Raw genomic sequence first — 20879 nt, 5'->3', positions numbered from 1 at the left:
TCGTCCTCCCAGAACTGATCCGCTCGTCTGGGGCCTGAGTATGCCAGCCGCCGGGGCCCGTGATATTGGACTTTGGTTGCGTTTCGGCCTGTTCGCGACCAAAGTCTCATTCCTCCTGCGGCAGCGGCCTTGCTAGCGTCTGGCCATGGGAGACACACGCATCATCGCCTGGCTCGCGGCCTGTGCAACGGCGCTGACGGCAACTGTCGCGGCGGCCGAAACGGTGCTGCACATCGGCTATCTTCAAATCGCCCAGACACGGCCCCCGGTGCTGTCAAACCTCGACCCCGAGCCGGAGGACAACGGCCTCGCCGGCGCCCGGACGGGCCTTCAGGACAACCTTACGACCGGCAAGTTCCTAGGCCACGGTTACGAGATGACCGAAGCGGTCGTCCTTGAAAACGAAGACCCGGTGCCCGCGGCACAGGCCCTGCTGTCCCAATCGCCCTTCCTGGTTGTCGACGCGCCTTCCGCCGTCCTGACCACGCTGGCCGATCTGCCCGAGGCGCAGGGCGCGCTGCTGTTCAACACCGCCTCCGGCGACCTTGCCCTGCGTGACACCGATTGCCGCGCCAATCTGCTGCACACGTTGCCCTCGGACGCCATGCGCACCGATGCGCTGGCGCAGGTTCTGGTGCAGAAGCGCTGGACCGATCTGGTGATGATCGCGGGCACCCGGCCCGAGGATCAATCTTATGCCGAAGCCATGCGCCGGTCGCTCACCAAGTTCGGCCTCAAGCTCTCGGCCGAAAAGCAATGGGCCTTCGACGCCGACATGCGCCGCACCGCCGCGCAGGAAATCCCGCTCTTCACGCAGGACTTCGCCGATTACGACGCCCTGATCCTCGCCGATGAGCTGCACGACTTCGGCCGCTACGTGCTTTACAACACATGGGCCGCGCGCCCTGTCGTCGGCTCCGAAGGCCTGACCGCAGTCACCTGGTCGCCGGTGATCGAGCAATGGGGCGCCGCCCAGCTGCAATCCCGTTTCACCGATCAGCACGGCCGCGCCATGACCGCGCAGGACTATGCCGCCTGGGCTGCCGTCCGCACTTTGGGCGAGGGCCTGACGCGTACGGGATCCACCGATGCAGGAACCCTTCGAGACTACATCCTGTCCGAGGCGTTCGAACTGGCCGGCTTCAAGGGCCGACCGCTCACCTATCGCGACTGGAACGGCCAGCTGCGCCAACCCATCGCCGTGGCCCACCCGCGCGCGCTGGTGGCGCAGGCGCCGCTCGACGGGTTCCTGCATCAGACCAACGAGCTTGACAGCCTGGGCCTCGACCGCCCCGAAAGCCAATGCGAGGCCTTCCAATGATCCGTACCGCCCTTGCCAGCCTGCTGCTGGCCCAGCCCCTCGCCGCCGGCGAGATCTGGGTGACCAACGAAAAGGACGACACCGTGTCGGTGATCTCGACCGAGACGCTCGAGGTCATCAAGACCTATGCCACCGGCGAACGCCCGCGCGGCATCACCTTTTCGCACGACTTCACCCGCCTCTATATCTGCGCTTCGGACAGCGACGCGGTGCAGGTCATGGACCCCGCCACCGGCGAAATCCTGCACGACCTGCCGTCGGGCGAAGACCCCGAGCAATTCGTGCTGCACCCCAATGACCGCCACCTCTACATCGCCAACGAAGACGACGCGATCACCACCGTGGTCGATACCGAAACCCGCAAGGTCATCGCCCAGATCGACGTGGGGGTAGAGCCCGAAGGCATGGCGGTTTCCCCCGACGGCAAGATCGCCATCACCACCTCGGAAACCACCAACATGGCGCATTGGATCGACACCGAGACGCAGGAACTGTTCGCCAACACCTTGGTGGACAGCCGCCCGCGCCACGCAGAATTCGTCAAGGACGGCACCGAGATGTGGGTGAGTTCCGAGATCGGCGGCACGCTCACCGTGTTCGATACCGAAACCCAGGCCGAAAAGGCCAAGATCAACTTCGAGGTGCAGGGCGTCCACCCCGACCGCGTGCAACCCGTGGGCTTCGAACTGACGGCGGGCGACACCCATGCCTTCGTGGCGCTGGGCCCGTCGAACCACGTCGCCGTCGTCAACGCCGAAACCTACGAGGTCGAGGAGTACATCCTCGTCGGTCGCCGCGTCTGGCACATGGCCTTCAACGCCGACCGCTCGCAGCTGTTCACCACAAACGGCGTATCGGGCGATGTCACCGTGATCGACGTCGCCGCCCGCAAGGCGGTCAAATCCATTAAGGTCGGCCGCTTCCCCTGGGGCGCGGCCTACCGGCCAACCGACTGACATCGGGAAAGGATCTCACATGCTCATGCGCTCACTCGCAGTTCTTGCGGCGCTTGCCCCGGCCCCCCTGCTTGCCGAGGGCTTCGGTGCCGCCGGTGTGCTGTCCGGCAAGAACAAGCAGAACCTGCCCCCGGTCATCCTGTCCGCCGGAGAGCCGATCTCGGCCGAACCCTGGGTGCTGAAATCCGGCACCTATTACGAGTTCGAAATCCAGGGCGACGGCAGTCAGGAACTGGCCCTCGTCGGCCCCGAGTTTTTCCGCGCCATCTGGATTGACGAAATCGTGGTGGAGGGGCTGGAAATACGCCCCCTCGGCCTCGACAGCGTCGAATTTGACGAGGCCGGCGAAATGGAGATTGGCTTCCTCGCCATCAAACCCGGCCGCTACTACATGAAGATCCCCGGCACCACGGGCGAAACCCAGCGCATGGACATCACCATCGAATGACCGGCCTCGAGGTCGCAGGACTGGGCTACAGCTACGGCGACAGGCAGGCGCTGTCCGACGTCTCGTTCCGCGTCCGCCCCGGCGAGTTCTGCGCCCTGCTCGGCCCCAACGGTGCCGGCAAGTCCACGCTCTTCAACCTGCTCACCCGGCTGTTCGTCAGCCCCACCGGGCAGATCCGCATTGCCGGTCACGACCTCGCCAGAACGCCGCGCAAGGCGCTTGCCCGTCTCGGCATCGTCTTCCAGCAAACCACGCTCGACCTCGACCTGACCGTTCGCCAGAATCTCGCCTACTTCGCCGCCCTCCACGGCCTGTCGGGCCGTGACGCCCGCACCCGCATCGACACCGCCCTCGACCGTCTCGACATGCTGGACCGCGCGCATGAAAAATGCCGCGCCCTCAACGGCGGCCACAAGAGAAGGACCGAGATCGCCCGCGCCCTGATCCACGCGCCCGAGGTGCTGCTGCTTGACGAGCCCACCGTCGGGCTGGATGCCGCCGCCCGCGCCGCCATCACCGATCACGTGCATGCGCTGGCGGATGACGGCGTGACGATCCTCTGGGCCACACACCTCACCGATGAGGTCCGCCCCGACGACCGTCTCGTCATCCTGCACCAATCCCGCGTCCTCGCCGACGGCATCGCCCGCGACATCGCCGGGGACCTCACGCTCCAGCAACGCTTCCTCACGCTCACCGGCACCCCCGCATGACGCCCTTCGTCACCTCCCTGCGCGCCATTGTCACCCGCGAGGCGCTGCGCTTCATCCATCAGCGCGAACGCTTCGTCGCCGCGCTGGTGCGGCCACTCGTGTGGCTGCTGGTGTTCGCCGCCGGCTTCCGCGCCGCGCTGGGCCTCAGCATCATTCCGCCCTACCAGACCTACATCACCTACGAGACCTACATCGTCCCCGGCCTCTGCGGCATGATCCTGCTGTTTAACGGGATGCAATCCTCGCTGTCGCTGGTCTATGACCGCGAAATGGGGTCGATGAAGCTTCTGCTCACCTCGCCGCTGCCGCGCTGGTGGCTGCTCTTCGCCAAGCTGGCTGGGTCCACCGCGATCTCGGTGCTGCAAGTCTACGCCTTCCTTGCCATCGCCGCCGCCTTCGGCATCACCATGCCCGCCCTTGGCTATGTCGCCGCACTGCCGGCGCTGGTCATGGCCGGGCTGATGCTGGGCGCGCTCGGGCTGGTCCTCTCAAGCTTCATCAAGCAGTTGGAGAACTTCGCAGGCGTCATGAATTTCGTCATCTTCCCGATGTTCTTCCTGTCCTCGGCGCTCTATCCGCTGTGGAAGATGGCCGAAAGTTCGAAGCTCCTGCACGACATCTGCGCCGTAAACCCCTTCACCCACGCGGTCGAACTGATCCGCTTCGCGCTCTACGCTGAATTCAACGGCACGGCGCTGCTGTGGGTGCTGCTCGCCACCGCCGCCTTCACCGCGCTGGCGCTCTGGGGGTATGATCCCGCCCGCACCCGGATAGGGCGCAGGGGCTGACCCTTCCTACGACCATAAGCCGGGTGATCGACAGGCGTCACCGGCCTATATTGACCGGCATGAGACATCTTGCCCTCGCCCTGCTGCTTGCCAGCCCTGCCCTTGCCGAGACCGACGATCACGGCACCCTCAACCCCGATGAGATGACATGGCAATCGGTCACCGACCGCGCTCAACGGGGCGAGACCGGGATGGTGATCTGCGCGCAGGGCTACATGCTGACGAAATCGGGCAACCATGCCGCCGCCCGCGCGCTGTTCCTGAATTGCGCCGAAGCTGGCTATACCGGCGCCATGACCTGGATGAGCCAGCTCGACAACAACGGGCTCGGCGGCGACTACAACCCCGATGCCGCCGCCGAATGGGACCGCCGCGCCGCCGAACTGGGCGATCCGGTGGGCAAGTTCAACTACGGTCTGGATCTCTTGCGCGGCCACGGCGTCGCGCAGGACGAAGCGCTGGGACGGCGCTACGTCGACGAGGCGGCCAGCGACGGGCTGGTGATCGCCAAACGCCTGCAAGGCGCGGATTATGACCCCGACGAGGTCACCCCCGACGCCGACAACTGGAAATACGCGCCCCTGTTCTGAACGTCACCGGTGATCCGCGCCGGCGCGCCGCCCAGCGTCACGATCCGGCTCGCCAGCCGCTTGGCCTCGGCCTCGACGTGCGTGACAAGGATCGTCGTCACCCCGTGCGCCGCCCGCAGCCGCGCGAACAGCGCCATCATCTCCTGGACCAGCGCCGGATCGAGCGACACGAAGGGCTCGTCCATCAACAACAGGTCGGGTTTCACCGCGAAGGCCCGCGCCAGCGATAGCCGCCTCTGCTGGCCCAGCGACAATTGTCCCGGAAAATCGTCGCCGCGCCCTGCCAGCCCGACCTCGGTCAAGCAAACCTCGGCGTCGGCGGCCGAAATGCCGGTGGCAATGCATATGTTGTCCCGGACACTCCGCCACGGCAGCAGGGTCGGCTCCTGAAACACCATCGCGGCCTTGCCGTGCAACCGGCAGTCGCCCGCATAGTCGTGGTGCAGCCCCGCGATCACCCGCAGCAGCGACGACTTGCCGATCCCCGACGGCCCGACAAGCGCCAGCGTCTCGCCCCGTTCCACCCGCAAGTCGATGTCGCCCAGCACCTCCGCGGCGCCATACTTCAGCCCGCGAAGCCGCAGCTCAAGCAAAACACCCGGTGGCGACACCGGGCGCTCCGCATCGTCCACAAGGGTCAACTCAGCTGCCATCTTGCAGGAACGTGCCCTCCGGCAGTTCGGTCGCGCGGCCCAGCAGCTCTTCGCCGCCCAGCTCCGCCATTAGCGCCAGCATCCGCGCCGCCGCAGCCTCGTCCACCGGTCCGGCCGCGGGAATACCCGCCCGGAACCCGGCCTTCAAAGCCTCGAACTGTGCATCGGTCTTGGCGTTCATCCGCTCGCGCAGCCGGTCCCACTCGGCATCGTCCGAGGCGAGGATTTCCTTCGCGCCGCGCGACGCCGCCGCCAGCCCGTTCACCAGCTCCGGGTTGTCACGCAGCATCTCGCCCTTCACGACGTAGCCCAGCAGGGGCGTCTCGGGGTCCAGCCCCAATGCGCGCGCCGCATCCGACACGTCGATCAGCTTGCGCATTCCGCTGGCCTCCATCTTCGCCATGAAGTGCCAGAAGTTGATCGCCGCGCCCACTTCGCCCGACAGCGCCGACTTGAAGATCAGCGGCGGCGCGCCGAACACCTGCTCGGTCTCGGCTTCCAGATCCATGCCGTGGGTCTTTTCGGCATAGGCCTGCAGGATCAGCCAGCTCTTGTCGAGCGGCCCGCCCGCGATGCCGATCTTGGCGCCCTTCAGATCCGCCAGCGTCTCGGCCGGGCTGTCCTTGCCCACCATCACGCCGCCCACGGCCTTGCTGTAAGGTATGAAGATGTAATCCTTGCCCGCCGCCCTTTGACGCGCCACCCAAAGCCAGTCCGAGACGATCACGTCCGCCTCACCGCCCTGAAAGGCGATCTGCGCGGCGGAACTGCCCGCCACGCCCTGCACCTCGAGATCGAAACCGTTGGCGGCGTCGAGGCCATGTTGCTGGATGGTGTCCAGCTCCCAGTTGACCGTGCCGAACTTCAGCACCGAGGCGCGCAGCACCGGGGCCTCGGCCCAGGCGGCGGTGGTCAGGACGACAGAGACAACAGCCCCGCCCAGTATCTTCGCAAACGTCATGTGATCCTCCCGTTTCGCAAATGATGGGCGAAGTCGGAGACCCCGCAAATACGACCAAAGGCCAGCGACGGACCCGCGCCAGCGGATCGCCGCCGCCACGGACCGGCGTTCGGCCGCAAACCCCTGAACGGCAACGAGAATCGGCGGATTCTCAAGGCCGAGACCGATTGTCAAGGCCCAAAGGGTCTTACGACCAACATCCAATACCTGTTTCTCACGGTTCCGCAATTATGTGCGACAGGACCGTGCCAGCACTCTGCGCACTGCCCGACAGAGGAAGGCCCCGACGCCGGGGCCACGGGAGGAGACCGACATGAACAGATTCGTAATTGCCGTCACCGCAGGGTTGCTGGCGACATCCGCCTATGCCGAAAGCCACGGCATGGGCGTCACCGAAGAGATGCTTGCCAATGATACGGCATCCACCGGCGACGTGCTGACCAACGGCATGGGCCGGCACCTGCAACGCCATTCACCGCTGGAGATCCTGAACAAGGACAACGTCAAGAACCTGGTGCCCGCATGGGCCTTCTCGCTCGGCGGTGAAAAGCAGCGCGGACAGGAAACCCAGCCGCTCGTGCATGACGGCGTGATGTATATCACCGGCTCCTACTCGCGGCTCTATGCCATCGACGTCAAGACCGGCGAGGAACTCTGGCAGTACGACGCCCGCCTGCCCGAAGGCATCCTGCCCTGCTGCGACGTGGTCAACCGCGGCGCCGCGATCTACGGCGAAAACATCTATTTCGGCACCCTCGACGCCCGCATCGTGGCGCTGAACGCCAAGACCGGTGATACCGTCTGGAACAAGAAGATCGCCGACTACAAGGCCGGTTACAGCTACACCGCCGCGCCGCTAATCGTGAACGGACTGGTCATCACCGGCAACTCCGGCGGCGAGTTCGGCATCGTCGGCGCGGTGCAGGCGCGTGACGCCGAGACCGGTGAACTGGTCTGGGACCGCCCGGTGATCGAAGGCCACATGGGCATGCTGAACGGCGAAGAAAGCACCATGACCGGCGAATTGAACGCCACCTGGCCCGGCGACATGTGGAAGACCGGTGGCGGCGCGACCTGGCTGGGCGGCTCCTATGACGCCGACACCGACACGCTGGTCTTCGGCACCGGCAACCCGGCACCCTGGAACAGCCACCTGCGCAACGCCGGCACGCCCACCGACGACAATTCCGGCGACAACCTCTATGCCGCCTCGCGCCTCGGCATCGACCCGGCCACCGGCGAGATCAAGTGGCACTTCCAGACCACCCCGCGTGAAGGCTGGGACTATGACGGCGTCAACGAGGTCGTGGCCTATACCGACCGCGAAGGCAACAAGCGCTTCGCAACGGCCGACCGCAACGGTTACTTCTACGTGCTGAACCGCGAAGACGGCGCTTTCGTTTCGGCCACGCCCTTCGTCAAGGACATCACCTGGGCCGAAGGCATCGACGACACCGGCCGCCCGATCTTCATCGAGGACAACCGCCCCGGCGATCCCTCGGCGGCAACGGACGGCAAGAAAGGCGAAGTGGTCTTCTCCTCGCCCTCCTTCCTCGGTGGCAAGAACTGGATGCCGATGGCGCATTCGCCCACCACGGGCCTGTTCTACGTGCCGTCCAACGAATGGGGCATGGACATCTGGAACGAGCCGATCTCCTACAAGAAGGGCGCCGCGTACCTCGGTTCCGGCTTCACCATCAAACCCAACTACGAAGATCACATCGGCAGCCTTAAGGCGATCGACCCCGACAGCGGCGAGATCAAGTGGGAGTACAAGAACGACGCGCCGCTCTGGGCCGGCGTGATGACCACCGCGGGCGGGCTCGTCTTTACCGGCACTCCCGAGGGCAAATTCATCGCCTTCGACGACGAGACCGGCGAAGAGCTGTGGTCGTTTCAGACCGGCTCGGGCATCGTCGGCCAGCCGATCACATGGGAGCAGGACGGCGAGCAATACGTGACCGTGATCTCCGGCTGGGGTGGCGCGGTGCCGCTCTGGGGCGGCGAGGTGGCCAAGAAGGTCAACTACCTCAATCAGGGCGGCCTGCTCTGGACCTTCCGCCTGCCGGAGCAACTGGCGGCCAACTGATCGCCTGACGACACGCCTGAAACGCTCCCCGATCTGGGGGGCGTTTTTCTTGACCGGAGGGCGACATGCAGCACATCTCTCATTCCGACAGGGTCCACGAGGTCGCCGCCTCCGCCTCCGCCGCCGCGCGGTCGCAGGTGGCGGCAAGCTGGTATCGCTCGATGCGCAAACACGGGCTGAATCCCGACGAACGCCGCGCCCCCGAGCGTCTCGAACAGGCTGCCCTGCGCCAGCGGATCGAAGCCGCGCAGACCTTTCTGCAGGTCGCGACGCCGCGCCTCGATGCGCTCTATTCCCTCGTCGGCCACTCGGGCTGCGCCGTGCTTCTTACCGACGCCGACGGCATTGTGCTCGATCAGCGCATGTCGGCCAGCGACACCGCCACCTTCGAAGGCTGGGGCCTGTGCACCGGCACCGAATGGAGCGAGGCCCGCGAAGGCACCAACGGCATCGGCACCTGCCTGACCGAGGCCCGCCGCATCATCATCCACCAAGACGATCACTTCTATGCCCGCAACACCGCGATGAGCTGCATCGGCGCGCCGATCTTCGGCGCGGCAGGCCAGACCGTCGCCGCGCTCGACGTCTCTTCGGCGCGGGCCGACCAGACCGAAGCCTTCAACCGCCTGATCGCGGCCCAGGTCGCCCAGACCGCCCGCGCCATCGAAGAGGCCAACTTCCGCGCCGCCTTCACCGAGGCCCGCATCGTCACCGCCGATTGCCCCGCGTCCGACGCCGCATCGCTCTTGGCGATTGATCGTGACGATCTGGTGATCGGCGCCACCCGCGAGGCCCGGCGCGCCTTCGGCCTCGCCCGTTCGGGTCCGCTCACCGCCCGTCCCGCCGCCGACATCCTCGGTGGCGATGACGGCCCCACCGGCTTCGAGCGTGCCGAACGTGCCGCCGTTGTTCGGGCGCTGGCCCGCGCCGGCGGCAACGTCTCGCAGGCCGCTCGGCAGCTTGGCGTCGCCCGCGCCACGCTCTATCGCCGGATGAACCGCCTCGGGCTGAACGAAACCTGACCGACCTGTCCCGCCCCTGAGACACTTCCGCAGACCGACCGCGCCGCCCCTGCTGACGGCGCCGGAACGGTCCCGCACACTCCTTCCCAGCCCGAGTCCCGCACTCGCGCCAATCAGGAGGAGACACCCATGAAAGACCTGCAACAGACCGAGGCCGGCACCTATACCTCGCCCTTCAAGCCCCGCTACGACAACTTCATCGGCGGCAAGTTCGTGCCGCCCGCCAGCGGCCGTTACTTCGAAAACGTGACCCCGATCACCGGCGAGAAGATCAACGATGTCGCCCGCTCGGACGCCACCGACGTCGAAATGGCGCTGGACGCCGCCCACGCCGCCAAACACGCGTGGGGCCGTACCTCCGCCACCGAACGCGCCAACCTGCTGCTCAAGGTGGCCGACGCGCTCGAGGCCAACCTTGACCTGCTGGCGCAGGCCGAGACCTGGGACAACGGCAAGCCGATCCGCGAAACCACCGCCGCCGACATTCCGCTGGCCATCGACCACTTCCGCTATTTCTCCAGCGTGCTGCGCGGACAGGAAGGCAGCATGAGCGAGATCGACGCCGACACCGTCGCCTATCACTATCACGAACCGCTGGGCGTGGTCGGCCAGATCATCCCGTGGAACTTCTCGATCCTGATGGCGGCTTGGAAACTGGCGCCCGCGCTGGCCGCCGGCAACTGCATCGTCATGAAACCGGCCGAGCAGACCCCAGCCGCGATCATGGTGCTGGCCGAAATCGTCAACGACCTGCTGCCTGCCGGTGTCCTCAACATCGTCAACGGCTACGGCGCCGAGGTCGGCGCAGCGCTCGCCACATCGAACCGCATCGCCAAGATCGCCTTCACCGGCTCCACCCAGACCGGCCGCACCATCATGAAGGCCGCGACCGAGAACCTGATCCCGGTGACGCTGGAGCTTGGCGGCAAAAGCCCCAACGTCTTCTTCTCCGACATCATGCGCGAAGATGACGCCTTTCTCGACAAGGCGGTCGAAGGCTTCGTGCTCTTTGCCTTCAACCAGGGCGAAGTCTGCACCTGCCCGTCGCGCGCGCTGATCCAGGAAGATATCTACGACGCCTTCATGGAACGTGTCATCGCCCGGGTGAAGGCCATCAAGCACGGCGATCCGCGCAATCCCGAAACCATGGTGGGCGCGCAGGCCAGCAAGCAGCAGCAGGACAAGATCCTGTCCTACTTCACCATCGGTCGCGAAGAGGGCGCCGAGGTGCTGGTCGGCGGTGACGCAGCCCGGTTCGAGGGCGAACTGGCGGGCGGCAACTATATCCAGCCGACGATCCTCAAGGGCCACAACAAGATGCGGGTTTTCCAGGAGGAAATCTTCGGCCCGGTCGTGTCCGTGACCACCTTCAAGGACGAGGCCGAGGCGCTGGCCATCGCCAATGACACCATGTACGGCCTCGGCGCCGGTGTCTGGTCGCGCGACATGAACACCTGCTACCGCATGGGCCGCGCGATCGAGGCCGGCCGCGTCTGGGTCAACAACTACCACGCCTATCCGGCGCACGCGGCCTTTGGCGGCTACAAGCAGTCCGGCATCGGGCGCGAGAACCACAAGATGATGCTCGACCACTACCAGCAGACCAAGAACATGCTGGTCAGCTACAACCCCAACAAACTGGGCTTCTTCTAAGGCCCGCCGGCAGCCCCCTCACGCTCCCCGGGGGGGCTGCTAACGCTTGCATCACACACGAGCCCCGCATCGCCGTGCCTGAGGACGGCCCGGCGATGCGAGGCGGCTTTGCCGCTGTTAACCCGCGGGGGCACTCTCAGTCAGCCGGACGATGAGCTTGACTTAAGGAGGCGCCACACCGTCCCGGACCTGATCCGGGACCTCATGCCTCACCCCGACAACCGCCCCATCAACCACTCGCGAAACCACCCCGCCGCCCGGCTCTCGCCCACCGACAGGAAATACCCCTCCTGACAGGCAATCGCCCCCGGATGTGCCCGCTCCACAAGGCCCGAGCGCACCGCGTGCTGCGCCAGAAGCTCGCTCACCAGCGCCACCCCGTTGCCGTGCGCCGCCAGTTGCAAGGCCATCCCGTAGGTGTCCGCGTAAAGCACCGGCTCCAACAATCCGCCCATCTCGTCGCACCATGCGCGCCAGCCGCTCGACGTGCCCACTGTCTCGATCAGCGGCAACTCGTCCAACGTTCCCTCCACCTCCGGCGACTTCACCGCCACCAACCGGTTCGGCAACAGCAGCTCCGCCCCCGCACCCACCTGTTTCAGAGACCCGAACCGGATCTCCACATCCGCCCGCGCCGAGTGAAAGTCATCCGGCCAGATCGCACTCAGGAACCGGGCCCGCACCTGCGGGTGGCGCGCCGTGAACTCCGGCAACCCCGGCGCGATCACCCATTGCGCCACGCTGACCGAGGCCGCCACCGTCAGCAAATCCGCCCCCGGCCCGGCGTCGAACTTCGCCGTCGCCGCCGCCAGCGCCTCCAGCGGTGCGCCCACCTCCGGCAACAGCCGCCGGCCGTGATCCGTCAGGGCCAGCCCGCGCGGCTGGCGCACGAACAGCGGCACCCGCAACCGCAATTCCAGCGATTTCACCTGCTGGCTGACCGCCGATTGCGTCATGCCGATCTCTTCCGCCGCCGCGGTGAAGCTCAGGTGCCGGGCCGCCGCCTCGAACGAGCGGAACCATGTCAGCGGGGGAAGCGATTTGGCCATAGGGTCAAGCTAGCCATAAGTGACGCTAATACCCAAGGGTGAAAATCCTTCGTTTGTGCGAAATCGACCCGCTTCCTAGGGTCGCGCCAAAGCAGGAGGCCCCATGCAACCCGAGATCCGCAAGATCGTGACCTATGACGAGGAAACCCTGATCGAAGGCTTCCGCCCCGCCGATACGCCCTGGCGCATGTTCGCCGTCGCCGCCGTGGTCCGCAACCCCTGGGCGGGCCGCTATGTCGCCGACCTCAAACCCGAAATTCAGGCTTATGGCCCCGCGCTTGGTGCGATGATGACCGAACGCATGATCCGGCTCGCCGGCGGCGGCGACGCCATCGAAGCTTACGGCAAGGCCGCCGTCGTAGGTCTTGACGGCGAGGTCGAACATGCCTCGGGCCTGATCCACACCCTGCGCTTCGGAAATCACTACCGCGAGGCTGTGGGCGCCAAATCCTACCTTGCCTTCACCAACACCCGTGGCCCCGCAAACGCCCCGATCATGGTGCCGCTGATGGACAAGAACGATGCCGGCCGCCGCTCGCACTACCTGACCATCCAGTTCGCCATCCCCGACGCGCCCCGCGCAGACGAGATCGTGGTGGTCCTCGGCGCCGCCACCACCGGCCGCCCGCATCACCGCATCGGCGACCGTTACCAGGACCTCAAGGACCTCGGGCATGACCTGGACAATCCGGCCGCGGTCTGACGCCGGCGGCCTCGCCGCGATCCGCAGCGGCGATGGCCCCCCGGTGCTGCTTCTGCACGGCGTCGGCCTGCGGGCCGAGGCGTGGTCGCGCCAGATCGACGCCCTGTCGCGGCACCATCGCATCACCGCCCCCGACATGCTCGGCCATGGCGACAGCCCGCCGCCCACCACCGCCATGGCGCTTGCCGACTACACCGACGCCATTGCCGCCATGCTGAAGGAACCCGCCATCATCGTCGGTCATTCCATGGGCGCGATGATCGCGCTCGACCTCGCTTCCCGCTACCCGGACCGCGCCCGTGCCGTCGCCGCCTTCAACGCCGTCTTCGAACGCACGCCCGAGGCCGCAGCCGCCGTGCAGGCCCGCGCCGCCGGCCTCGACGGCAAGAGCACCCCGGACCCCACCGCCACGCTCGATCGCTGGTTCGGCACCGAAACCTCGCCCGAACGCACCGCCTGCCGCGACTGGCTCACCTCGGTGAACCCGCAAGGCTACCGCATGGCCTACACCGCCTTCGCCCAAGCGCAGACGCCCACCCGCGCGACGCTGGCGCACCTCCGCTGTCCGGCCCTCTTCATGACCGGCGCGGCCGAGCCCAACTCCACCCCGGCCATGTCCGAAACCATGGCCGACCTCGCGCCTGCGGGCCGCGCGCTGATCGTCGAAGGCGCGGCCCACATGATGCCGATGACCCACGCCGACACCGTCAATGCCGCGCTGCTGGCCTTCGCCCGCGAGGTCCACTCATGACCCTCGACCCCCGCGCCCTCCGCGCCGCCTTCGGCAGCTACATGACCGGCGTCACCGTCGTCACCGCGCAGACCCCCGACGGCCCGATGGGCTTCACCGCCAATTCCTTCACCTCGGTCTCGCTCGACCCGCCGCTGTTGCTGGTCTGTCCGGGTAAGTTCCTCTCCACCCACGCCACCTTTGCCGCCTGCACCCGCTTCGCCGTCAACGTGCTGGCTGAAGGGCAGCAGGACGTGTCCAACACCTTCGCCAGCTACAAGGGCGACCGCTTCGCCCGCACCGCCCATCACATCGACCGCCACGACAATCCGCTGATCGAGGGTGCGCTGGCGCGGTTCTCCTGCACGACCGAGCGGGTCGTCGACGCCGGCGACCACAGCCTCCTGATCGGCCGGGTGCAAAGCTTCAATCACGCCCCCGGACGCGGCCTCGGTTACGCGGGCGGGCAGTACTTCAGCCTCGGCCTCGAACGCGCGGCCATGGAGCATACCCCCGGCAAGACGATCTGCGGCGCGATCATCGAACAGGACGACACCGTGCTGCTCGAACGCACGTCGGAGGGCCACCGCCCGCCGCAGATCGCGCTGCCCGATCGGGGCAGCCTGCGTCACGACCTTGCCGTTGGCCTCGCCGCGCAGGGCCTGCCGGTGCAGCTCAGGTCCGCCTATTCGGTCTTCGATGTCGGCGACACCCGCTTCACCTACCTGCTCGCCACCAGCCGCGCCGCGCCGCCTTCCACGGTCGCGCCGGTCGCCACGGCCGACCTCGCCAACCTCACCTACGCCAGCCCGCCCATCGCCGACATGATGCGCCGCTTCGCGCTGGAGTCCCGCACCCGCAGCTTCGGCCTCTACCTTGGCGACGGCCAGCGCGGCGATGTCCACGCCCCTTCGGAAAGGACCTGAGACCATGGAGTTCTCGCTCTTCGTGCACATGGAACGGCTGACCCCGGATCAGCCGCAGGACCGGCTCAACGCCGAGTTCATCGAGCTTTGCAAGATGGCCGACGCCGCCGGGATGCGCGCCATCTGGACCGGCGAACATCACGGGATGGAATTCACCATCGCGCCCAATCCGCTGACCACGCTGGTCAACGTCGCCCATCACACCAGCAACGTCCGCCTTGGCACCGGCACCATCGTCGCGCCGTTCTGGCACCCGATCAAGCTGGCGGGCGAGGCCGCCGCCGCCGACCTGATGACCGGCGGCCGGATCGAACTGGGCGTCGCGCGGGGGGCATACGCCTACGAATACGAACGCCTGATGCCGGGCATGGACGCATGGGAGGCCGGGCAGAGGATGCGTGAACTGGCCCCGCTGTTGCCGAAACTCTGGGCCGGCGATTGCGCCCACACGGGCGAATTCTACAGCTTCCCCGCCACCACCTCGGCACCCAAGCCCGCGCAACCCGGCGGTCCGCCGATCTGGATCGCCGCTCGCGATCCCAACAGCTTTGCCTTCGGCGTCGACAACGGCTTCAACATTCAGGTCACGCCGCTCTGGCAGGGGCAGGCCGAAATCGAAACCCTGATGACCCGCTTCAACGACGCCTGCAACGGCCATGACCCGCGCCCCAAGATCATGCTGCTGCACCACACCTACGTCGGCGCCGATGCCGACGACGTGGCACAGGCTGCACGGGACCTTTCGCGCTTCTACTGCTATTTCGGCGCATGGTTCCAGAACAAGCGCCCGGTCGAACAGGGCCTGATCGCACCGCTTTCGGACGAAGAGATCACCGGCAACGCCATGATGGCCCCCGACAACATGGCCCGCGACCTGACCATCGGCACGCCCGATCAGGTCATCGCCCGCCTCAAGGGCTACGCGGCGCTGGGCTACGACGAATACAGCTTCTGGATCGACAGCGGCATGAGCTTCGAGCGCAAGCGCGCCTCGCTGCAACGCTTCATCGACCACGTCATGCCGGCTTTCACATGAGGGACCCCATGAACCGCAAACCGCACTTCCAGCTCTTCATCGACGGCACCTTCTGCGAGGGCGCCGCCGGTCAGACCATGGCGTCGCAGAACCCCGCCACCGGCGAAGACTGGGCCACCTTCGACTGCGCCGCGCCCGCCGACGTCGACCGCGCCATCGCCGCCGCTCGCCGCGCCCTCAATGATTCCGCGTGGCGTGACATGACCCAGACGCAGCGCGGCAAGCTGCTCTATCGCCTCGCCGACCTGATCGAGGAACATGCGCAGGACATCGGCCGCATGGAGACCACCGACAGCGGCAAGCTTCTGGCCGAGACCGCCAGCCAGTCGGCCTATGTCGGCGATTACTACCGCTACTACGCAGGTCTGGCCGACAAGATCGAGGGCGCGGTCCTGCCCATCGACAAGCCCGACATGCACGTCTTCACCCGGCGCGAGCCGATTGGCGTGGTCGCGGCCATCGTGCCGTGGAACGCGCAGATGTTCCTGACCGCCACCAAGCTCGGCCCGGCGCTGGCCGCAGGCTGCGCCGTGATCCTGAAGGCGTCGGAAATCGCTCCCGCGCCGATGCTGGAATTCGCCCGGCTGATCGAACGGGCTGGCTTCCCGCCCGGCGTCGTCTCGGTCATCACCGGCGACGCGCAGAACTGCGCCATCCCGCTCACCCGCCACCCCGACGTGGACCGCATCGCCTTTACCGGCGGGCCGGACACGGCGCGCCACGTGGTGCGCAACTCGGCCGAAAACTTCGCCGTCACCACGCTGGAACTGGGCGGAAAGTCCCCGATCCTCGTCTTCGACGACGCCGATCTCGACGGCGCCGCCAACGGGCTGATCGCGGGCAACTTCGGCGCCTCGGGGCAAAGCTGCGTCGCCGGCACAAGGGGCCTCGTCCACCGCTCCATCCTCGACGACCTCGCCGCCCGCATCGAGGCGAAGATGCAGGGCGTCACCATCGGCGATCCGCTTTCGGGCGACACCCAGATCGGACCGCTCTGCACCGCCGCCCAGATCGAGACGATCAAGGCGACCCTCGCCAAAGCCACCGCGCAGGGCGCGATGATCCGCTTCGGCGGCGCACCGCTCGACCGCCCCGGCAACTACATGGCCCCCACGCTGGTGGAATGCGCCGGTCCCGACACCGAAACCCTGCACGTCGAGATGTTCGGCCCGGTGATGTCGCTGCTGCCCTTCGATACCGAGGACGAGGCGATCGCGCTGGCCAATGCCACGCCCTTCGGCCTCGGGTCGGGCGTGTTCACGCAGAACGTCGCCCGCGCGCACCGGGTGTCGTCACGGCTCAAGGCCGGTATCTGCTGGGTCAACACCTACCGCGCGGTGTCACCCATCGCGCCCTTCGGCGGCTACGGCCAGTCCGGTTACGGCCGCGAGGCCGGCGTCGAGGCAATTCACGACTACACCCGCACCAAGACCACCTGGATCAGCACCTCGGACCAGCCGATGGCGAACCCCTTCGTCATGCGGTAGGCGTCAGTCCGGGACCCACCGGGTCATCGCCGCGATGCCCCGCGACCAGATGCTGGCAATCCCCTCGGGCAGATCGACGCCGGAACACAGCGCGCCCATGGTCGCCCGGGTCTCTCTGGCGTCTCCGGTCGCCGTGCCGCCGGTCATCCGGTCGGCGCAGACCATCAGGTCCTGCGGATCGAGGTAAAATTCGTAAACCGTCTCGGCCTGTACCGCCAACCGGCCGTCCCCGTCGAAGGCGACGCCGGTGGCGGTGCCGGAATACCCCGTCACCTCCAGCGGGTCCTCGTCCGCGCCGCTTTTCTGCACCCGCACGCCGCCCCCGGTGATCACCGCGATCCATGCGGTGTTGTCGGGCCCGTGCGTCGTCACGTCCAGCCCGCTCTTCCAGTTATGGTCCGCGCTGTGGTCGATCAGCGTCGTCACCCGGATGCTCGCGTCGTCGCTGGCGCTGGCAATCCGGGTGCCGTCGTCGCTGAAGCTCAGGTCGTTCACCGGCTGCCGGTGCTGCGCCACCACCTTCGGAGACGCGGTCGCCCGCGCCGTCCGGTCCAGCGTCCAGACCGAAACCCGCCCGTCCCAATCGCCCGCCGCCAGCCGATAGCCCGCACCGTCACCGGACAGGGGCGGGGCCAGCGCCAGCGTCACCACCGGCGCGCCGTGCGGCAGGGTGTGCCGCGCGATGGCCTCGTCCGGGCTCCAGATCCGCACCGTTTGGTCCCAGCTTGCGCTGGCCAGCATTTCCGGCCCGCCTGCGCCCGGCACGAATGCAAGGTCCGAGACCACCGCTTCGTGTTCCAGTTCCTGCAACAGCGTGCCGCCGGCGACGTCCCAGACCCGCACCGTGCGATCCCAGCTGCCGCTCGCCAGCCGCCCGTCCGACATGGCCAGCGCGGTGACCGCCTCGGCATGACCCTCCAGTCGCTGCGGGGTCGAGGCAAGGTCGCCGTCCCAAAGCATCACCGTCCCGTCCGCGGCGCCCACCCCCAGCACGGCGCCGTCTTCGGAAAACGCCAGCGCCGTTACTCGCGCGCGCTGCACTGCCAGCGACACCCCGGCCGAGGTCTTGTCGCGCAGCGGTTTCACCAGCACCGACCCGTCCTGCCGCCCGACGGCCAGCCTGTTGCCGTCCGGCGAGATTGCCATCGCCGTGGCCCCGGTGCCCTCCATCGTCTTGATCGAGGGCGCCACCGCCGCCCCGCCGGCCTGCAGGCCACGGGTGTCGATGGTTCCACTGTGTTCGGCCGTGGCCAGCACCTCGCCGCCGGGGGCGACGGCCATCCGCCGCACCGACTCCGCGATCGTCTCCGGGTCCGCGACCGCACTGCACCGCGGCGCGTCATGTCCGGGCAGGGCCCACAGCCGCACGATGCCGTCGCGCCCCAGCGACACCATGCGCTGCAGCGTCCGGTCGCCGCCCACGGGCAGGAAATCCACATTCGTCACCGCCACGCTGTGGCCGTTCAACGTCCTCTGCCGCTGCGCCGCCTGCACCGCGCGATTGAGCGCCCGCTGCGCTTCGACCAGCACCGCGCGGTCATGGACCTGCGTCACGCAGACCGCCTGCTGCGCCACCCTGATGCTGCCCAAGGGGTCGCTCTCCAGCTGGGTCAGTGCCGCCAGTGCCTGCTGCCGCGCCCAGCTCTGCCGTTCCGATGTCTTGGCCTGGTGCTCCTCGTAGATCGCGTAGCCGAGGAATCCCAGCAGCACCGCCGTCACCGCGGCCACGATCCTGCGCCGCCGCCGGCTCTGCCGCTTGCGCATCGCCTCGCTGGCGGCGACGAAACTGCGGCTGAGCTTGTCTTCCTTGGCCTTGCCGGCAAGGCCGCCCGCCGCCAGCATCTCGACCGCCTGTTCCAGCCGCGACCCGCGCCACAGGTGGTCGTCCGGCCGGGCATCCCGGTGCCAGTCCACGGCCGCCTGCCGCACCTGCTGGCGCAACTGGTACTCGGTGCGGTGCTGCTCGATCCAGTCGCGCAGCGGCGCCCATGTGCGAAACAGCGATTCATGCGCCACCTCGACGATGCGCAGGCCCCCGTCGGCGCGCGACACCAGCAGACGCCGCGCGATGAAGGCTTCCAGCAGGTCCTCCACCGGCCGCAGCTCCGCGGTCTCCCACGGCACCGGCTCGCGCGCGAACTGGCCGCCATCGGCCAGCCGCACCAGCTTCAGGAACGCCTGCCGCAGCGCCTCTTCGCGGCCCTGTTCGCGGGCCCGCTTCAGGATCGCATCGGCCTCGCCGGCGACCGCGCCGTCCAACCCGCCGAGCGCCTTGTAGGCTTTCAGCGTCATCAGCCCCGCGCCCTGACACTCGCGCCACAGCAGCCACAGCGTGAACGACAGCAGCGGCAGCGCATCCGCGCTCCTGGCATCCTCAAGCAGCCGGTCCGCAAGCCCCGGCTCCAGCTCGATCGCGCCCAGCCTGGCCGGCGCCTCGATCACCTGGCGCAGGCCCTCGACCGCCATCGGCCCCAGCGACAGGCTCTCGAAATCCATCCCCAGCGCCGCGTTCACCCGCTGGAACGATTCCAGGAAATCCGACCGCATTGTCGCCAGCACCGTGACCGGCGTCTCATCCATCGCCAGCGTCGCCGCCAGCAGTTCAAGGAAACGCGCGCCCGCGGCCCCCTCCTTGCCCAACAGTTCCTCGAACTGGTCCACCACCAGCAGCACCTGCGCGCCCGACTGTCCGGCAACGCGCCGCAATTGCAGGGCCAGATCGGCCAGCGGGGTCGACCCCGGCACTCCCGCGCCCCCGCCCGGCGGCTCTCCGCAGATCCGCCGCAGATCCTCGAGGCTCCAGTCGAGGAAATCCATCAGCGTCGGATCGGCGTCCTTCGGCGGTTCGTGCCGCAGCCCCTCCAGCCGCTCCAGCAGGTTGCTCAGCCGCAGGTCGTCGGCACGCCGGGTCTCGGGCGACGGCTCCACCGGGGCAGGGGGCCGGGCGCTGGCGCGCCAGCCCTCCAGCCGCCGGCGGATCGCTTCGGCGCGGCGCCCGTCGCCCTGTGCCGGGCCGCCGTAACGCCGGAAGGCGTCCGCCAGCACCTGCGCCAGCTCGGCAAAGGGGTCGCGCCCCGGCCGCATCGGATCGACGATCAGCCAATGCCCCGGCTCGCGCCGCAGCCGCGGCACGATCCCGGCGCGCGCCAGTGACGACTTGCCGCTGCCCGAAGCCCCCAGCACCATGATCAGCCCCGGCGCGCCCCGGTCCAGCAGCTCCACCCCCGCCCGCAACTCGGCTTCGCGTCCGAAGAACACCGGCGCGTGCTCCTCGTGATAGGCGCTGAGCCCGAGGTAGGGCGACGCCCGCGGATCCCAGTCGCCTACCGCGCCCAGCAGGTCCAGGTCTTCCAGTCCGCGCCACAGCCGTCGATAGCCGTCGTCGGGGTCGGTGCGCAGGTCGATGAACTGTTTTTCGGTGATGATCGACGGCAGCTTGGCGTCCTCGGCCAGCGGCTCGGCCAGCAGCGCCACGATCGGCTTGCCCTCCATCCGAGCCAGCGCGATCTCGGCGAAACACCACTGCGATTGCAGGTAGGCGTCGGTGCAAAGCGCCACCACCACCCGGCAGGCCCGCAGCTTGCGATAGAGCGTCCGCTCCCAACTGCGCCCCGCCACGATGCCCTTGGTCGGGTCGAGGTCGAGGAACACACAGGTATGCCCCTGCTTGCGCAGCCGCTCGCCCAGATCGACGGCCAGCGCGTTGTCCGTCGAGGCATGGCTGATGAAGATCGTGCTCATGCCGCCTCCTGCC

At 67.7% G+C, this 20879-nt stretch carries 18 protein-coding genes; 14 read left to right on the top strand and 4 right to left on the bottom strand.

Annotated elements, in window-relative coordinates:
• Window positions 1–145 precede the first annotated feature (145 nt).
• Genes AC04PT_RS16610 through AC04PT_RS16585 form a run of 6 tightly spaced genes read left to right on the top strand, consistent with a single transcriptional unit; the run spans window position 146 to window position 4816 of the window.
• Complete coding sequence (locus AC04PT_RS16610; protein WP_482874850.1) at window positions 146–1321, top strand: ABC transporter substrate-binding protein; 1176 nt, start codon at window positions 146–148, stop codon at window positions 1319–1321.
• On the top strand, window positions 1318–2277 hold the full coding sequence (locus AC04PT_RS16605; protein WP_482874849.1) for a YVTN family beta-propeller repeat protein: 960 nt from the start codon (window positions 1318–1320) through the stop codon (window positions 2275–2277). Before AC04PT_RS16610 ends, AC04PT_RS16605 begins: the two co-directional genes overlap by 4 nt.
• Window positions 2278–2302: 25 nt before the next feature.
• Window positions 2303–2725 carry a hypothetical protein gene (locus tag AC04PT_RS16600; protein WP_482874848.1) on the top strand — a complete coding sequence of 141 codons (423 nt, stop codon included), beginning with the start codon at window positions 2303–2305 and terminating at the stop codon, window positions 2723–2725.
• Entirely contained in the window at window positions 2722–3438 is a 717-nt protein-coding gene (locus AC04PT_RS16595; protein ID WP_482874847.1) for an ABC transporter ATP-binding protein, read from the top strand. Before AC04PT_RS16600 ends, AC04PT_RS16595 begins: the two co-directional genes overlap by 4 nt.
• Window positions 3435–4226 (top strand): ABC transporter permease, encoded by a 792-nt coding sequence (locus AC04PT_RS16590; protein WP_482874846.1) that lies wholly within the window; start codon window positions 3435–3437, stop codon window positions 4224–4226. The genes AC04PT_RS16595 and AC04PT_RS16590 overlap by 4 nt, the downstream gene beginning before the upstream one ends.
• Window positions 4227–4285: 59 nt before the next feature.
• Window positions 4286–4816: a tetratricopeptide repeat protein gene (locus tag AC04PT_RS16585; RefSeq protein WP_482874845.1), complete on the top strand. Its 531-nt coding sequence runs from the start codon at window positions 4286–4288 to the stop codon at window positions 4814–4816.
• On the opposite strand, the gene AC04PT_RS16580 is transcribed toward AC04PT_RS16585, so the two are convergent.
• Together AC04PT_RS16580 and AC04PT_RS16575 are read right to left on the bottom strand one after the other, a co-directional pair.
• A complete protein-coding gene (locus tag AC04PT_RS16580) occupies window positions 4756–5469 on the bottom strand; it encodes an ABC transporter ATP-binding protein (protein ID WP_482874844.1) in 714 nt (237 codons plus the stop codon). The genes AC04PT_RS16585 and AC04PT_RS16580 overlap by 61 nt on opposite strands.
• The gene (locus AC04PT_RS16575) at window positions 5459–6430 is read right to left on the bottom strand and encodes an ABC transporter substrate-binding protein (RefSeq protein ID WP_482874843.1); all 972 of its coding nucleotides are present in this window, start codon (window positions 6428–6430) and stop codon (window positions 5459–5461) included. Before AC04PT_RS16575 ends, AC04PT_RS16580 begins: the two co-directional genes overlap by 11 nt.
• Before the next feature lie 313 nt (window positions 6431–6743).
• Between AC04PT_RS16575 and AC04PT_RS16570 the strand changes: the two genes are divergently transcribed.
• The 3 genes from AC04PT_RS16570 (at window position 6744) to adh (ending at window position 11194) form a co-directional block, all read left to right on the top strand.
• Window positions 6744–8519 carry a PQQ-dependent methanol/ethanol family dehydrogenase gene (locus AC04PT_RS16570; protein WP_482874842.1) on the top strand — a complete coding sequence of 592 codons (1776 nt, stop codon included), beginning with the start codon at window positions 6744–6746 and terminating at the stop codon, window positions 8517–8519.
• A 65-nt stretch (window positions 8520–8584) separates the two neighbouring features.
• Entirely contained in the window at window positions 8585–9541 is a 957-nt protein-coding gene (locus AC04PT_RS16565) for a GAF domain-containing protein (RefSeq protein ID WP_482874841.1), read from the top strand.
• A 129-nt stretch (window positions 9542–9670) separates the two neighbouring features.
• The gene (gene adh / locus AC04PT_RS16560) at window positions 9671–11194 is read left to right on the top strand and encodes an aldehyde dehydrogenase (protein ID WP_482874840.1); all 1524 of its coding nucleotides are present in this window, start codon (window positions 9671–9673) and stop codon (window positions 11192–11194) included.
• Between the two features lie 209 nt (window positions 11195–11403).
• Here the strand turns inward: adh and AC04PT_RS16555 are convergent, their stop codons facing one another.
• Window positions 11404–12243, bottom strand: a complete 840-nt coding sequence (locus AC04PT_RS16555; RefSeq protein WP_482874839.1) for a LysR family transcriptional regulator — start codon at window positions 12241–12243, stop codon at window positions 11404–11406.
• Between the two features lie 103 nt (window positions 12244–12346).
• On the opposite strand from AC04PT_RS16555, the gene AC04PT_RS16550 reads away from it, so the two are divergent.
• From AC04PT_RS16550 to AC04PT_RS16530, 5 genes are read left to right on the top strand one after another with little or no spacing between them, the layout of a single operon-like run.
• On the top strand, window positions 12347–12946 hold the full coding sequence (locus tag AC04PT_RS16550) for an amino acid synthesis family protein (protein ID WP_482874838.1): 600 nt from the start codon (window positions 12347–12349) through the stop codon (window positions 12944–12946).
• Window positions 12918–13697, top strand: coding sequence for an alpha/beta fold hydrolase (locus AC04PT_RS16545; RefSeq protein WP_482874837.1), 780 nt, complete (start codon window positions 12918–12920; stop codon window positions 13695–13697). Before AC04PT_RS16550 ends, AC04PT_RS16545 begins: the two co-directional genes overlap by 29 nt.
• A complete protein-coding gene (locus tag AC04PT_RS16540) occupies window positions 13694–14602 on the top strand; it encodes a flavin reductase family protein (RefSeq protein WP_482874836.1) in 909 nt (302 codons plus the stop codon). Before AC04PT_RS16545 ends, AC04PT_RS16540 begins: the two co-directional genes overlap by 4 nt.
• A gap of 4 nt (window positions 14603–14606) precedes the next feature.
• Entirely contained in the window at window positions 14607–15638 is a 1032-nt protein-coding gene (locus AC04PT_RS16535; RefSeq protein ID WP_482874835.1) for an LLM class flavin-dependent oxidoreductase, read from the top strand.
• A gap of 8 nt (window positions 15639–15646) precedes the next feature.
• A complete protein-coding gene (locus tag AC04PT_RS16530; protein WP_482874834.1) occupies window positions 15647–17125 on the top strand; it encodes an aldehyde dehydrogenase in 1479 nt (492 codons plus the stop codon).
• Between the two features lie 3 nt (window positions 17126–17128).
• Here the strand turns inward: AC04PT_RS16530 and AC04PT_RS16525 are convergent, their stop codons facing one another.
• Window positions 17129–20866, bottom strand: a complete 3738-nt coding sequence (locus AC04PT_RS16525) for an nSTAND1 domain-containing NTPase (protein WP_482874833.1) — start codon at window positions 20864–20866, stop codon at window positions 17129–17131.
• Window positions 20867–20879 lie beyond the last annotated feature (13 nt).

It is taken from the genome of Litorisediminivivens sp. KMU-197, assembly GCF_056858395.1.
This window is presented reverse-complemented; position numbering and strand designations above follow the sequence as displayed.

What these genes read in the sequence shown, in the direction of transcription:
- AC04PT_RS16610 (WP_482874850.1), top strand. Translation starts at nt 146, where the DNA reads ATGGGAGACACACGCATCATCGCCTGGCTCGCGGCCTGTGCAACGGCG.
- AC04PT_RS16605 (WP_482874849.1), top strand. Translation starts at nt 1,318, where the DNA reads ATGATCCGTACCGCCCTTGCCAGCCTGCTGCTGGCCCAGCCCCTCGCC.
- AC04PT_RS16600 (WP_482874848.1), top strand. Translation starts at nt 2,303, where the DNA reads ATGCGCTCACTCGCAGTTCTTGCGGCGCTTGCCCCGGCCCCCCTGCTT.
- AC04PT_RS16595 (WP_482874847.1), top strand. Translation starts at nt 2,722, where the DNA reads ATGACCGGCCTCGAGGTCGCAGGACTGGGCTACAGCTACGGCGACAGG.
- AC04PT_RS16590 (WP_482874846.1), top strand. Translation starts at nt 3,435, where the DNA reads ATGACGCCCTTCGTCACCTCCCTGCGCGCCATTGTCACCCGCGAGGCG.
- AC04PT_RS16585 (WP_482874845.1), top strand. Translation starts at nt 4,286, where the DNA reads ATGAGACATCTTGCCCTCGCCCTGCTGCTTGCCAGCCCTGCCCTTGCC.
- AC04PT_RS16580 (WP_482874844.1), bottom strand. Translation starts at nt 5,469, where the DNA reads ATGGCAGCTGAGTTGACCCTTGTGGACGATGCGGAGCGCCCGGTGTCG.
- AC04PT_RS16575 (WP_482874843.1), bottom strand. Translation starts at nt 6,430, where the DNA reads ATGACGTTTGCGAAGATACTGGGCGGGGCTGTTGTCTCTGTCGTCCTG.
- AC04PT_RS16570 (WP_482874842.1), top strand. Translation starts at nt 6,744, where the DNA reads ATGAACAGATTCGTAATTGCCGTCACCGCAGGGTTGCTGGCGACATCC.
- AC04PT_RS16565 (WP_482874841.1), top strand. Translation starts at nt 8,585, where the DNA reads ATGCAGCACATCTCTCATTCCGACAGGGTCCACGAGGTCGCCGCCTCC.
- adh (WP_482874840.1), top strand. Translation starts at nt 9,671, where the DNA reads ATGAAAGACCTGCAACAGACCGAGGCCGGCACCTATACCTCGCCCTTC.
- AC04PT_RS16555 (WP_482874839.1), bottom strand. Translation starts at nt 12,243, where the DNA reads ATGGCCAAATCGCTTCCCCCGCTGACATGGTTCCGCTCGTTCGAGGCG.
- AC04PT_RS16550 (WP_482874838.1), top strand. Translation starts at nt 12,347, where the DNA reads ATGCAACCCGAGATCCGCAAGATCGTGACCTATGACGAGGAAACCCTG.
- AC04PT_RS16545 (WP_482874837.1), top strand. Translation starts at nt 12,918, where the DNA reads ATGACCTGGACAATCCGGCCGCGGTCTGACGCCGGCGGCCTCGCCGCG.
- AC04PT_RS16540 (WP_482874836.1), top strand. Translation starts at nt 13,694, where the DNA reads ATGACCCTCGACCCCCGCGCCCTCCGCGCCGCCTTCGGCAGCTACATG.
- AC04PT_RS16535 (WP_482874835.1), top strand. Translation starts at nt 14,607, where the DNA reads ATGGAGTTCTCGCTCTTCGTGCACATGGAACGGCTGACCCCGGATCAG.
- AC04PT_RS16530 (WP_482874834.1), top strand. Translation starts at nt 15,647, where the DNA reads ATGAACCGCAAACCGCACTTCCAGCTCTTCATCGACGGCACCTTCTGC.
- AC04PT_RS16525 (WP_482874833.1), bottom strand. Translation starts at nt 20,866, where the DNA reads ATGAGCACGATCTTCATCAGCCATGCCTCGACGGACAACGCGCTGGCC.